The sequence below is a fragment of the Nocardioides sp. WG-D5 genome (assembly GCF_054031175.1).
The window spans coordinates 5,610,111-5,623,751 of sequence record NZ_CM132928.1; the positions used below are offsets into that span (position 1 = coordinate 5,610,111).

At 66.3% G+C, this 13,641-nt stretch carries 10 protein-coding genes; 1 reads left to right on the forward strand and 9 read right to left on the reverse strand.

Annotated elements, in window-relative coordinates:
- Position 1: 1 nt before the first annotated feature.
- From ACWZJV_RS27035 to ACWZJV_RS27055, 5 genes are all read right to left on the reverse strand, one after another.
- Complete coding sequence (locus ACWZJV_RS27035; RefSeq protein ID WP_457179567.1) at positions 2–733, reverse strand: SDR family NAD(P)-dependent oxidoreductase; 732 nt, start codon at positions 731–733, stop codon at positions 2–4.
- Positions 730–1,806, reverse strand: a complete 1,077-nt coding sequence (locus ACWZJV_RS27040) for a phosphotransferase family protein (protein ID WP_457179568.1) — start codon at positions 1,804–1,806, stop codon at positions 730–732. Before ACWZJV_RS27040 ends, ACWZJV_RS27035 begins: the two co-directional genes overlap by 4 nt.
- Positions 1,803–3,005 carry an acyl-CoA dehydrogenase family protein gene (locus tag ACWZJV_RS27045; protein ID WP_457179569.1) on the reverse strand — a complete coding sequence of 401 codons (1,203 nt, stop codon included), beginning with the start codon at positions 3,003–3,005 and terminating at the stop codon, positions 1,803–1,805. Before ACWZJV_RS27045 ends, ACWZJV_RS27040 begins: the two co-directional genes overlap by 4 nt.
- Positions 3,002–4,720 (reverse strand): CocE/NonD family hydrolase, encoded by a 1,719-nt coding sequence (locus ACWZJV_RS27050; RefSeq protein ID WP_457179570.1) that lies wholly within the window; start codon positions 4,718–4,720, stop codon positions 3,002–3,004. Before ACWZJV_RS27050 ends, ACWZJV_RS27045 begins: the two co-directional genes overlap by 4 nt.
- A gap of 98 nt (positions 4,721–4,818) precedes the next feature.
- On the reverse strand, positions 4,819–5,997 hold the full coding sequence (locus ACWZJV_RS27055; RefSeq protein WP_457179571.1) for an alpha/beta fold hydrolase: 1,179 nt from the start codon (positions 5,995–5,997) through the stop codon (positions 4,819–4,821).
- Between the two features lie 551 nt (positions 5,998–6,548).
- On the opposite strand from ACWZJV_RS27055, the gene ACWZJV_RS27060 reads away from it, so the two are divergent.
- Positions 6,549–8,213, forward strand: coding sequence for a CocE/NonD family hydrolase (locus tag ACWZJV_RS27060; protein WP_457179572.1), 1,665 nt, complete (start codon positions 6,549–6,551; stop codon positions 8,211–8,213).
- A 171-nt stretch (positions 8,214–8,384) separates the two neighbouring features.
- Here the strand turns inward: ACWZJV_RS27060 and ACWZJV_RS27065 are convergent, their stop codons facing one another.
- From ACWZJV_RS27065 to ACWZJV_RS27080, 4 genes are all read right to left on the reverse strand, one after another.
- Complete coding sequence (locus ACWZJV_RS27065; RefSeq protein ID WP_457179573.1) at positions 8,385–9,398, reverse strand: alpha/beta hydrolase; 1,014 nt, start codon at positions 9,396–9,398, stop codon at positions 8,385–8,387.
- Between the two features lie 799 nt (positions 9,399–10,197).
- A complete protein-coding gene (locus tag ACWZJV_RS27070; RefSeq protein WP_457179574.1) occupies positions 10,198–11,559 on the reverse strand; it encodes an MFS transporter in 1,362 nt (453 codons plus the stop codon).
- 181 nt (positions 11,560–11,740) lie between these two features.
- Positions 11,741–12,742 (reverse strand): Gfo/Idh/MocA family protein, encoded by a 1,002-nt coding sequence (locus ACWZJV_RS27075; protein ID WP_457179575.1) that lies wholly within the window; start codon positions 12,740–12,742, stop codon positions 11,741–11,743.
- Entirely contained in the window at positions 12,739–13,641 is a 903-nt protein-coding gene (locus ACWZJV_RS27080) for a sugar phosphate isomerase/epimerase family protein (protein ID WP_457179576.1), read from the reverse strand. Before ACWZJV_RS27080 ends, ACWZJV_RS27075 begins: the two co-directional genes overlap by 4 nt.

The window sequence follows — 13,641 nt, forward strand, 5'->3', positions numbered from 1 at the left end:
TTCAGGCGGTGAACCCTGAGGTGCCACTGCGGGACAGCACGATCTTCGTCAACGAGGTGACCGCGCGAAGGCCGAGCAGCATGCGAACAACGGCGACGACGTCTTCGACGGGGATCATGGTCTCGGCAGGGATGGTGTCCGTTGTCCAAGCGGACATGTCGGTGGCGACGTACCCTGGGGCGATTGCGGTTGCCATGACGCCGTTGCCCGACTCCTCGGCGTTCAGCGTCTCGATCAGCGATATCAGTGCTGCCTTCGAGGCGCCGTAGACGGCGAGTCCTGGCTCGGCGTACACCCCTGTGATGGAGGAGAGTGCGACGACGCGGGCCCCGTACTGACTATTGACAGCGGCGGCGCGCAGGAGCGGTAACGCGGCTTGGACGATGGTGATTGCGGAGGTCAGGTTGACCGCGATCGTCTTGTCGACGCGGCTCGGGGACAACGTCTCCAGCGACCCGCCCGTCCCGACGCCGCCGGAGAGGATCAGCGCGTCCATGCCTGCGTATGCCGCTGCATGGCGTTCGACGACCGTCCCGAGAACGGCTCGGTCGTCGAGGTCGGCGGCGACTGTCACGACATGGGCTGCCCCAGCGGCGCTCAGTTCCGCAGCCAGCGCCGCCAGGTCCTCCTCGCGGCGCGAGGTGGCCGTGATCCCGAAGCCCTGGCGGGCGAGGTCGAGGGCGATCCCTCGTCCGATGCCGCGCGATGCGCCGGTGATCAGCGCCGTCCTCAACGTCCACCTCGTGCCACGTCGAGCGTTTGAAGGCCAAGCGCCAGGTACCTGGACACGGCTTCGCCCGCGCTGTCGAACCCCTGGCCGGTGGCGGCCCCGACACGGGCGCGGTGTGCGATGCCCGCTGCGATCACGGCGATCTTGAAATAGGCGAGCGCGAGGTGGAACTCCCAGTCCCGTAAGGCGACGCCGCCGGCCTCCGTGTAGGTTCGTGCCAACGCGGGTACGTCGGGGATTCGTGTGCTGGTCCAAGCGCTCGGCTCGCCGACGATGAGGTCGAAGACCGGGTCGCGGTAGGCACACATCATCGCCACGTCGGCGACGGGGTCGCCCAGTGTGGAAAGCTCCCAGTCCACGACTGCAGCCACCGCCGGTGGGCGGCCGGCGCCAAGCGTCAGGATCACGTTGTCGATACGGAAGTCGCCGTGGACGATGCCTGTCGCGCCCTGCGCGGGAACGGCTGCTCCGAGGCGCCTGGAGAGCTCGGCCGCGGCCGCGGCCGCGGCGTTGTCAGCTGAGCCGACCAGCTCCCACTGGCCGGTCCATCGCCGGAGCTGTCGAGCCGCGTAGCCGTCAGGCCGTCCATAGTTCTCGAGGCCGACGGCTTCCGGGTCGACCCGGTGCAGCGCAGCGAGTGTCTCGACGAGCCGCAGGGAGATGGTTGCCACGGCGCCGTCGTCGAGTTCATCGAGCTCCGCCGAGGTTCGGATCGTCGTCCCGGAGACGTACTCGACGATGGTGAACGGTGCCCCGAGGACGCTGTCCTCCTCGCACAGGAGCAAGGGGCGCGCGACGGGAACGACCGAGTTGGCGAGCGCCTTCGTGACGCGGAACTCACGGGCTACGTCGTGCGCCGACGGCGTCCGCCCGGTGCGTGGCGGCATCCGCAACACCCAGGACGTACCCCCGCCGTCGAGTCGGCAGGTCAGGTTCGACCGGCCCCCAGCGATAAGGGTCGCCTTCAACTCCTTGTTGTCGAGGCTGATACCAGCGGCCAGCATCACTTCGGCGACGCCGTTGAGCTCGGCATCGGACAGCGGCTGCGAGCGTACGGACTGTGCGGGAACTGTCACAGGTCGGCCTTCGTGACCCTGGCGACGGCCCGTCGAGCAATGGACCAACGGTGCACCTCGGACGGTCCGTCGTAGATGCGGAAGGGCCGGATCTCCCGGGCGATCTTGGCCACTGGAAGGTCGGCAGAGACACCCAGACCGCCGCAGAGCTGGACAGCGCGGTCGACAACCCGGTTCAGGGCCTCTGCCGCGAACGTCTTGGCGATCGAGGTCGCGAGTGAGGCTCGCCCTCCCGCGTCCAGCTCCTCGCACGCCCGCAGCAGCAGTGCGCGAGTCGCGGCGAGGTCGATCTCGTTGTCGGCGATCATCTGCTGCGCCATGCCGAGCTCGGCCACCGGTGACCCGAACGCGCGGCGGTTGCTGGCATACCTGATGGCGACCTCGTGTGCTCGCCGCGCTGCTCCAGTCCATCGCATCACGTGGGTCATCCGGGCTGGCCCGAGCCTCACCTGCGCGTAGCGGAAGCCTTCGTCGACCTCGCCGAGAACGTCCTCGTCGGCGACGAAGAGATCGTTGAAGACGACCTCGCAGTGTCCGCCCAGCATCGACTTGTCCATAGTGCCGATGTGGCGGACGACCTGGATCTCCGGGCGGGCAGCTGGCGTCAAGAACATCGTGGCCCCACCGAGGTCACCGGGCTCGCCACTCGTGCGCGCCATGATGATGAACACCCCGGCACCGTCAGCCCCGGTGATGAAGTGCTTGCGGCCGTTGATCAGCCAACCGCCGTCGACGCGCTTCGCCCTCGTCATGAGTGCCGCCGGGTCGGACCCCGCGCCGGGACTCGGCTCAGTCATCGCGAACGCCGACCGCTGCTGGCCGGAGACAATCGGGCGTAGGTAACGGTCTCGCTGTCCCTCGGAGGCCACGTGGTCCAAGAGATGGATGTTGCCTTCGTCAGGTGCAGCGATGTTGAGAGCCGTTGGGCCGAAGAGCGAGTAGCCAGCCTCCTCGAACACAGCGGCCCGATCGACCATCCCGAGGCCGAGGCCCCCACAGTCGACAGGCGCATGGACAGCCAGCAGTCCGGCCTTGGAGGCGAGATCCTGCAGCCTTACGCGCAGCTCATCGCCGCCGGCCGCCTCGAAGTCGCCGTCGTGTTGATCGTCGATCTCGAGCACTTCCGCCCGGATAAACTCGCGCGTCTTCTCCACCAGGGCATCCAAACTCGTCACGTCCTTAGGCTGTCGATCGGTCATCTGCTCGGTTCTCCTTGCTCGGCCGCGAGCGTCGGGAGGACCAGCCGCGAAGGGTGATCCTGGTCGTGGAGGATGGTCTGCCGTGCGGGTCGGACTTGGGTGGCGGCCGCCGGACGGTCGCCGGTGTTGGTGTTGCGATCCCACCGAGGAAAGTCACTGGAGGTCACGAGCAGTCTCAGCGCGTGACCTGGCTTGACGACATGGCTGATGTTCCCCATGGAGATCGTGAACGGGTAGACCTTCCCCGGGGTCAGCAGTGACGGTTCGTCGTAGCTATCGCGGAACCGGCCACGGACGAGGCCCTCTGCAAGGTTCTGGACGAACCCGTCGGGATGGACGTCGCAGAGGATCGCGATGAAGTCCGTGTCGACGGCGTCGGTCGACGCATGCAACTCCAGCTGCAAGGCGCCGGTGACCTCGAGCGCGTGGGCCATTGGCGCTGAGGTGTAATGCAGCACGTCCTGCCGCGACGCCTTGGAGCGCTGGTCGCGCACCCCGCCCCCCACATGCCGGCCACCGGCGCTGGGCACCGGGTTGTCCGGGTCGTAGATGTAGGTGTCGGGCCGTTCGTTGGGCCTGGCGTCTTCGAGGTCGAGGACGCCCCCTCCGTCCGCGCCGTTGGCATCACCGTTGCTGTGGAGGTACCACGACGTCGACTGCGCTGCTTTGGGAGGCCATTCGCTCTCATGACGCCAGGCGTTCTCACCCATGACGAAGATGGTCACGGGTGGCCGGGGGAGGGACGTGCCGCCGTCCCGCACGTAGTGGTTGAACCACTCGAGCTGCATCTCCAGCACGGGGAAAGCCGCTTCGGGGCCGAAGTCGATGTCGCCCGTGCCCCTCGACGTGGGCTGGCTGTAGGGCAACAGATGGGCCCATGGACCCATGAAGAGCGCCTGGTTCTCGCGCGATGTCGGGGACATGGCTTGGTCACGGATGCCGAGGAAGTATTGAGGGGTGTCCCCGTTGGCGATGTCGTACCAGGACCCGACATGCAGCATTGGCACGTCGATATTGTGCAGCTGCCGCCTCAGGTCGACCGCCCACCAGTAGGCGTCGTCCTTGTCGTGGTGAAGGATGTCTGACAGAAACGGCGCGCCCGGGCCGAACCGGTCGATCCAGTCCTCGAGCGGCAGGTGCCGGAGAGCGGCGTCGGTCAGTGGGGCGAACCGCACGGCGGGATCGCTTTTCATCGCCTCCAGATCGGCAAGGCGACCTCCGTCGCCGAGCTTGGTGAGCACGTCGGTGGCCATGTTCATGAAGTAGCTGAGCGTCCAGCTCAGCTCGAGTGCTCCATGGTTGTACCAGTAGTTCTCGAACGCGCCCAGGTAGGCGGAGACGGGCACTGCCGTGACGAGATGCGGCGGCCGCTGGGCTGCGGCGAGGTACTGCGCGATGGCGCCGTACGACTGTCCGAAGGTTCCCACCCGGCCGTTCGACCGGGGGAGCGAGGCGGCCCACTCGACGGCGTCGTAGCCGTCCTGCGCCTCGTAGACAAACGGGTGCCACACACCCTCAGAACCATGGCGTCCGCGGGTGTCCTGCACGACGACGAGGTAGCCGTGGGACGCGAAGTAGTGGGCTTCGTTGAACGGCTCGGCGAGGTCGTTCTGGGTCTTTCCGTACGGGGTCCTGCGCAGCAGCGTGGGGACCTCGCCGTCGCCGTGCGGCTGGTAGATGTCGGCGTAGAGCCGCTTGCCGTCCCGTGTCAGCATGACCGCGCCACGCTCTACACGTACGTCGAAAGGACCGCGTTGGTCTTGGAGAGACATGATCTTTCCCCTCGCTCAGGTGGTTGTCGGAAGGACTCGGGTCACGCCTGGGGCGTGCCGCTCCAGAGGTAGCCGTCGCCCAAACGCCCGAGCGTGCGCTCGCGCAGCTCGGCGGAGAACGCCAGTACCCCGTCCAGCGGACGGTGATGGATGGCGACCCGCGAGATCAGTCCGGCTTCGTTGCGCTCGAGCACCGTGACGCCTTCGAGCGAGACTCCCGAGCGGGTCTGTGCACGCCATTCGAGGAAGGTGAGCCTGCCGCCCTGCGCCTCGTGTACGAACTCGAGGTCCTGATAGATCTGGCTGGCCTCGCCCATCAGGTAGGCGACATCGTCGCGTCCGGTCAGCGGCCGGCGCAGTGCGGAGGCATGCAGCGTCACGTCCGATGCGAAGGTTTCGGCGAAGGCGAGGCTCCGCTTTGCCGCGAAAGCCCCGGTCCAATGCTCTTCCGCAACGGCACCGTCTGCACCTTGCTCTTCCGCGACGGCCACGGCGTTGAGAAAGGCGACCAGTTCGCCGGCCACGGCAGCCGGTGCTTCGACATGCGGCCAGTGGCCGGCACCGGAGATGCCGTGCTGGATCGCTTCGGGGAAACGCGCCTCGATCAGCCCCAGGATGTCCTTCCCCACGAAGGGATCATCGGCGCCGGAGAGCACCATAGTCGGCACGCCCGGCGTGGCCTGCTCAGCCGAGGCCGGATCGCCGCCGGTCCAGGAATCGAACCAGGCTTCGACACGCTCCTTCGGCACTTCAACTCCGCTTCGGACGAGGTCCTCGACCGCCTTGTCGTCGAGCGCCGACGAGAGCTGGCTGCGCAGCGCGCGCTGGATCTCGGCGCTGCCGCCGCAGCCCCGCAGAGGCCCGGCCACTTCCTCGGGTAGGACGAGCCCCTCGAGGGGGATAGGTGAGAGTACGACCAGGGCGCGAACGGCATCGCTGTTATCCCGCGCCGCCAGCTCGGCGACCTGTGCCCCCATGCTGTGACCGACGAACACGACCCCGTCGTGGCCCTCGTCCGCCAGCGCCGCCCTTGTCGCGGTGCAGACCACCTCGGTAAATGCGCCGAGAGTCAGTTCACCGTCGCGTCGGGCGATCTCCGGGGCAATCGTGCGGAAGCCCTCGGCCTCAAGCGCGGCGGCCACATCTCCCCAGACAGAGGGGTCGTCGAGGTAGCCGTGGATCAACACGACGAGGGGATTCTTACGCGATTCAGTGGTCACGATTCCTCCTTGGTGTGACCGAACCGTATCCCTGTTGCTTGTGTCGCCGCAAGGGATTGGCGGGAAGATTTGCGGGCCTGTCTGACCTTCTGGCTCACCCGAAGCAGTTGATGGTGTCGTTCTCCGTATAGCCAAGGTCTGATGGGACCCTCAAAGACGCGCTGGTCAACATCAGGGACGATGCCGTCGCCGTGCCGGTGGTCGGCCGGCTCGCGGCTGAATGCACGCTGGTGAACAACGCCTTCACCGCCCTGCTGGATGACGACCTGTTGCTGAGCCGATCAGGCAGTAGGAAGAAGCGGCTAGACGATGCACTATCCCCACTGGGCCAAGCGTCTTGGTCCCCTCTGATCGGTGACCGAGTAGGCGCCACCGCCCATCGGGCACGCGACATCGCAGGACGATCCCTTCGTCCATCTGGGGCATTGGGCTCGCTGGCGTACCTTCGAAAGGGGGATGGTACGGCCATCGACACATCCGTATCATCCGACTTACCGTCACCGCCAGAAACGAGGACCGGGGCCATCAGTCCCGATGGAGAAAGGCACCAGATGCACACAATCGAGATCGAGGTCGATGTCCCCGTCCCGATGCGCGACGGCACGATTCTGCGCGCGGACATCTACCGACCGGCCGAGGAAGGAAGCTATCCCGTCCTGGTGAATCGCAGCCCGTACGACAAGAACATGCTTCTGGACCTCTTCATCGACTTCAAGCGAGCGGCGCGATCAGGTTACGTGGTCATCTACCAAGACACTCGCGGACGCTTCGCGTCGGATGGTGAGTGGACACCGTGGAAGCATGAGCGAGACGACGGCTACGACACGGTCGAGTGGGCTGCATCGCTGCCATACGGCAATGGCAAGGTCGGCATGTTCGGCGCGAGCTACCACGGCAGCACCCAGTGGAGTGCAGCCATCGCGGGATCACCTCAGCTGAGGGCAATCGCGCCTGTCATAACGTGGAGCGATCCCGAGGACGGTTTGATGTTCCGAGGTGGCGCCATCGAGCTGGGAGTGAACGCGCTGTGGGGGCATATGACTGCCCTGGGCCAACACCCCAAGGAAGGGCTGGCTCCGGACGAGATGATGCAGAGGGTGCAGAGCACCTTCCGCGGTCTCGACTCTTTGGCCACTTCGACCTACTGGCAGCTTCCGTCGGGCCTGCCAGCCATCGCAGCCACCGGTCAGCCCGACCTCGGCGTGACACGCGCGCTGGCCGATCCGCTCACGACCGACGAATGCAGGGTCTCTACCCACTATGACGCGATGAGCCTGCCCTCGCTGAACTTCGCCGGCTGGAACGATCTGTTCCTTCAAGGCACGCTCGACAACTTCGTCGGCATGCGCGAGCGCGGCCATACCGCGCGACTCATCGTGGGGCCTTGGACTCACGGGACGATTGCGGGCACGCAGGGTGGACAAGTCAATGACACGAACTACGGACTGGGTGCGATGGTGCCCGGCGGACAAGCCGTCGGCGACATCCATCTTGCCTGGTTCGACCACTGGCTCAAGGATCAGCCGGCCACGAAGGATCACGAGTCCGGAGTGCTGCTGTTCGTGATGGGTATCAACCAGTGGCGCGAAGAGGGTGAGTGGCCGCTCTCGCGAGCCAAGGACACCGAGCTCTACCTAGACGTAGAAGGGTCGCTCAACTGGTCAAATTCCGTCGCCGACGACGCGAGTTCGTCCTTCGTCTACGACCCAGCTGATCCCGTCATCACACGTGGCGGCAACATGCTGCTGTCGACGGAGTTCCCGGCCGGTCCTCTCGACCAGCGCGAGACAGAGGAGCGTGATGACGTCCTCGTTTTCACGACGGAGCCGCTCGAGGATGATCTTGAGATCACCGGCCGAGTGCGCGCGACACTGTTCGCGTCGACCGACGGCCCGTCGACGGACTGGATTGTGCGACTGTGCGAGGTCGACTCCGCAGGTGTCTCGCGCAACATCGTCGACGGCATCACTCGCGTGCACACCGACGCCCACCGCGTCGACGAGGTCGAGATCGATCTGTGGTCAACATCCATCGTCATCCGAGCGGGCCACCGCCTGAGGGTCCAGGTCACATCGAGCAACTTCCCCCGCTGGGACCGCAACCTGAACACAGACGAACCTGTCGGCGAACAGATCACCATCCGCGTGGCACGGCAACGGATCTTCCACGATCGCAGCCGCCCGTCGCGGATCATCCTGCCCATCGTCGCGAGCTGACCCTGAGGCGTGCCCGGCGACGCAGTCACCCGCGGACCATCTCCCGCCGAGTTCCGTGAACGTCTTACCTGCAAGCCGGGCCGCATCCTCGGATCCGTGCGCGGCACGCGGCCGCCCGCCGCGATTCAACGTAGATCTCACACCCAAGGGTGTGCTCCATCGTGCTCCTTCTCATCCAGGTGGCATGGTCGCCTGGAGCCACGAGTTGGCTCCGCGGAAGGCGGACCTCGCCTGACGGAACGCATTGAGGTCATGGCCCAGCCCGGGTACGAGGATCGAGTCGACCGTCGGCGCGTAGGGGAAGTAGGGGCGTTCCTGCGCGACGACGCGCGTCTCAGTAGAGCAGTCGGTGCCCAGATCGAGGACGGACTGACTGCAGAAGATGCCGTCCCGTGTGCCGTTCATGAGCAGGACCGGCACGTCAACCTGGAGCCGGGTGGATAGGGCAAGGGGGAGGTTGTCGATCTCCTCGACGGTGTAGGTGCCCTTGGTTGCCTCGTCGCGCTCGATGATGCGCGGGTCCACGTCCGTGCCGGGCGCATAGAAGAGGCCGCGGTGGGTGCCCGGTCGCGGGGTCAGGTAGCCGGGGTCGCGCAGAGATCCTGCGAACTGTGGATCCAGCATCGCGGGGTAGGAGCTTGCGGGGATATTGACCATCGCGTCAAGGTTCATCTTGTGGCTGAACCCGGTCAGCACGACAGCGTCGACATCTCGGAAGCGTGACGCCTCGATCATGCTGATGACGCTACCGCCGGAGTGCCCGACCAATGCGACGCGGGAGAAGGCAACCGGACGAGCGCCCGGTGCCGCCACGTCGCCGGCGTGTAGGGCCTCGACGACATTGTGGAGTGCTGTCGCGTTGGACGTGATGTCGACGAATGTGCTCAGGGGATGGCTGGCGTCGCCACTGCCGAGACGGTCGACCGCGGCGGTCGCATACCCTGCGCGGATGGCGGCGTGCTCCCAAGAATAGGTGTCCGCGTCCGAATCTTGGGGGTCTGCGATGTTCCAGTAACGGTGGTCGTAGGTGATCCCGTGGACGAGCACCTGCACGCCGCGTGGGGTCTGCCCCGTTGGCAGGCACAGCTTCACCAGAAGGTACTGGTGGCTTCGCTCCTTGTCGAAGGTGATGCCAAGATCGCTTCCGGGCGCGATCGTCACGCCAGGCTGCAGGTCGACGGGCACGGTGCTCGTCCGGCACACCCGGTCGTTGTCTGGTGCTACAGAGGCTGCGACGACGGCCGGGTCACTTGCCGGGCCCGCGACCGCCGGGCCTGGGGGCCAGAGCGCGGCGGCACCGAGGACCAAGGGGGCGACCAGGGCCCGGGGCAGATAACGCTTCGACTGACTGCGACGACTTCTCATGGCTTCCTCATGACATGGATTGGGATTTCGATGGCCTTCGGGACTCGACCGCCTCCAGATCGATCACCTGGAGCAGTGGATCGTGGAATGGCGGTCCCTCCTCCCGTCGTATGCCACCGGTGGGATGCGAGGCCGGCTCATCGGCGAAGCCCTGTCCTTCGTGGAACGGTCATGGTGAACTCCTCCATCGGAATGGAAATGTGTCCAGGGTCACTCGCAAGAGGACAGGAGCGTACGTCAATAGCGTGTGTCACGCAACGGCCGTGGCGGCTCGGTTGTCGGGGGTCCGGTAGGTGGACCGCTCGCCGCCGCTCGACAGAGGCCTGCGTGGCACGGTTCAGTCGTCGCGCGCCGTCAGGTCGCCTGCTTCGCTTCGATGTGCCATGTGGCGAACGCGCCGATGACCGGCCCTCAGGCGAGTCAGCCTGTGGCCGGCCATCGGCAGTCATACGCGGTATTCGGTTGCCCCGCCTTGAAAGGACACAACTACCCGTGTGGATTGGGCCACCTCCCTTCGACGGCATGGGCCGTCGAGATGCCCGACGGACTGATGAATGTCCAGGGCAACTTTGAGAGGGCCGTTCAGGTGGGCGCTTGCGCGCTTACCTGGGCGAGGAGGTCACCGCTCGATGTCCAGGACGTCAGTGTCTGTCGGAGCCACGGTGGCTCGCTCGCCTCGGCCGCCGGTCTCGGGGAGCGTGGTGTAGACCACAAGGCAGATGGCGACGATGACCGTCATGTAGACCGCCACGAGCATCGGGTGCCCGGATCCGACGAATGAGGCCGCGACGAGCGGTGCGGTGCCGCCGAGGGCGGCGATGACGAGCTGGTGTGCGAAGCCGATCCCGGAGACCCGGACCGCGGCCGGGAACAGTTCCGCCTGGATGGTCGGGTAGACGGCCTGCCACACGCCGAGCACGACCCATCCGGACGCGGCCACCAGGACGTAGACGCCGAAGCCGGGCACGTTGAGCAGGAGAAGCAGCGGGTAGAAGAGCACGACCATGCCGGTGGCGCCGATGATGGGGAAGATCTTCCGTCGCCCGAACCGGTCCGAGAGTGCACCGCAGATGGGCACGATGATGACAAGCAGGACGAGTCCGATGACGCTGCCGGCGAGGGTGGAGGAGAGATTGCGGCCGGTCGTCAGGTTCGCGTAGGTGGGCAGGAAGGTGGCCCAGGTGTAGTAGGCGACGGCGGGGGCAGAAAGCGCTGCGGCCTGGATCAGCGCCTTCGGGTGCTCACGCAGAAGGCTCCTGAGCTTCGCCGGCGCGGGCTCATGGTCGACGGCAGCGTTCGCCGTGAACTCGGGAGACTCGTCCGCGCGAGCTCGCAGGATCAGGCCGACCACGCCGAGGAGGCCGCCGATCAGAAAAGGAATGCGCCATGCCCAGGCCTCAACGGCACTCGGGGAGAACGCGGCTGTCACAGCTGCCGCGGACCCGGTCGCGGCGAGGGTCGCCAGACCGCTGGCCATGTTGGAGAACGACCCGAACAGTGCCCTCCTGTTGGGCGGTGCATGCTCGACCATGAAGGCGATCGCACTCTGCTGCTCGGTGCCGGCGGAGATCCCCTGGAGCACGCGCGCCACCAGGAAGAGCGCCGGCGCTGCATACCCGATCGTCGCGAACGGAGGGGTGAGGGCGATGATCAAGGACCCGAGGGCCATCCCCGAGATCGCCAGAGTCAGGACGACTCTGCGGCCGTAGCGGTCGGCCAGTGGCGAAAGAATGATCCCGCTGAAAGGCCGTACGACGAACCCGATCGCATAGGTCAGCAGGGCAGCGACCAGGGATGCGAATGCGGAGTGGCTCGGGAAGATCTGCGCGGAGAAGACTGCCGCCAGCAATCCGTAGATGTACCAGTCGTACCACTCCACGAAGTGGCCGATCGTGCCTGCTACCATGTTGGTCGGTCGCCGGTTCGCGACCGTGACTTCGGAGGCCCCTGCTGGGGCCGATGTGCCGTACGGGTTCGTCATGACAGTTCCTCACTGTGACGGTTTGTCGGTTTGCGCACTGACAGATGGCGGATCAGGGCACACCGAGGCCCGGTTACCGCGTGGGGCGTTCCCTCGGGTGTTGGCTCACCCGAGTGCGGGGCTTCGAATCAGTTGGGACGACTGATTCGAACCCCGTGAAAAGGACGAGGGTCCTATCGATTCATCGTGGGGCAGTGTTAGTAGCGTGGCTTGACCACTGGCGACCTCCTTGCTCGTGATTCGGTAGCCCTGCCGCTTCGAGAATGCGATCGAGCAACCTTTGCGTCGCGACGGCGTCGCGTGCGGATGTCAGGGGTGCCTGCCGGTCCGATACGCGGTCCAGGAAGTGGTGCACCGCCTCGGCGAAGCCAAGAGTCTCGGTTGCGGTGGCCCATCCATACGCCTCGGAGCTGAGGTCGCGGGTCGTGGTGACGCCGTCGACGGTGACCGCGACCGACTCCGGTGCTCGCACCTCGGCCGAAGTCCCGGCCCCATAGGCATCGAGCTTCTCGTTCCACGCCCCAGCCGTGCGTGCAGCGACCAGTACACCGGTGTTGCCGGAGTCGAAACGCACCAGCGCGGCGGAACCATCCTCCTCCCAGGCATCGTCGCCAGCCGCGTGGGCAGACACTTCGACGGGTTCGCCGCCGCAGTACCAGCGCAGCAGATCGACCATGTGGATGGCGTTCTCGAAGGTCGCACGGTATTCCGAACCAGGCCGGTTCTTCTGGGCGACGCAGAACGTGGCACCCGCCTCCCCGAATGCTTTTCGGCCGGCGACGTAGGCGGGGGCGTAGCGACGGTTGAAGTCGACCATGAGGATGCGGCCGTGCTCTTCTGCCAGGTCGGCCAAGCGTTCCGCCTCCTCGACGGACGGGGCGAGTGGCTTCTCGCAGAACACGTCGAGCCCGTGTCGCAGGCAAGCCTCGACGGCATGCGCGTGCTCCGAGCGCGGAGTGAGAACGAACACCGCGTCCAACCGCTCCGCATCCAGCATCTCCTCAACGGTCCGGTATGCCGCACCGAACCCCCATCGCCGCACCAACGGCCCGGAGTCCTGCCGACGCGAGACCAGTGCCGCGAGCTCGACGTCTTCGCGGTTGACCAGCGTCGGGAGCTGGGCGATGGATGCGATGTTGCCGGCGCCGACGACGCCGACCCGTGTCCTGGCCGACGTGCTCATCGGGCACCCCCGACAACCGCTACCTCGGCGAGGGCGGAACGGATGGCCGCGGCGGAACGGGCGAAGCCGATCGAAGGGTCGGGCAGGTCCTGCGGGTGCCAGCGATACTCATACTCCAGAGAGAGGACGTCGTCGTAGCCAAGCGTCGCCAAGGCCGTGAGGATGGCTTTCCAAGGTACGACGCCGTCACCGACGACGCGTGAGCGCACCGCACGTTCGGATGCCGCGACGCGAGCGGTCTCGGATGCCTGGAACGGCGCGTCCGGGTCGGTGAACACGAGGTCTTTGACGTGCACGTGGCCGACCAGGTCGCCCTGGATGCGCAGTGCCTCGTCGAACGGCTCGTCGTGGGTGAAGGTCAGGTTCGCCTGGTCGTAGAGCACACGAACGGCATCGTGATCGACCTCGCGGACCAGCCGGGCGGTCTCATCCGCGGACTGGGTCATCGTCCCGAAGTGGTTCTCGACGCATAGCCGGACCCCTGCCTGGGACGCCTCCGGAGCCAGAGTCCTCAAGGCCTCGACGAGCCGCACCCAATGCGCCTGGTGGTCTGGGTCCCCCGGATGCCAGGAACCTGCGTAGACGCGGAGTCTGTCAGCGCCGACGACCTGGGCGACCTCGATCGCTCCGCGGAACTCGTCGACTGCTGACTGCCACACGCTCTGGTCGAGCGCATTGATTCCCGTGGTGTACGGAGTCAGGCCGATGATCGGGATGCCCAGAGCGTCCGACGCACGCTTGGCCTCCTTGGCTGCGCGGCGGTCGCGCAGGGGCAGGCCCGAGCGGTAGTCGTCTTGGTAGATCACCTCGGCGGCATCGAGTCCGGCGGTCGCGAACAGTTCGATCGCTTCCGTCACGGTCTGCTCTGGAGTGCCCAGGGTGTGGCCCGCAAGGCGCAT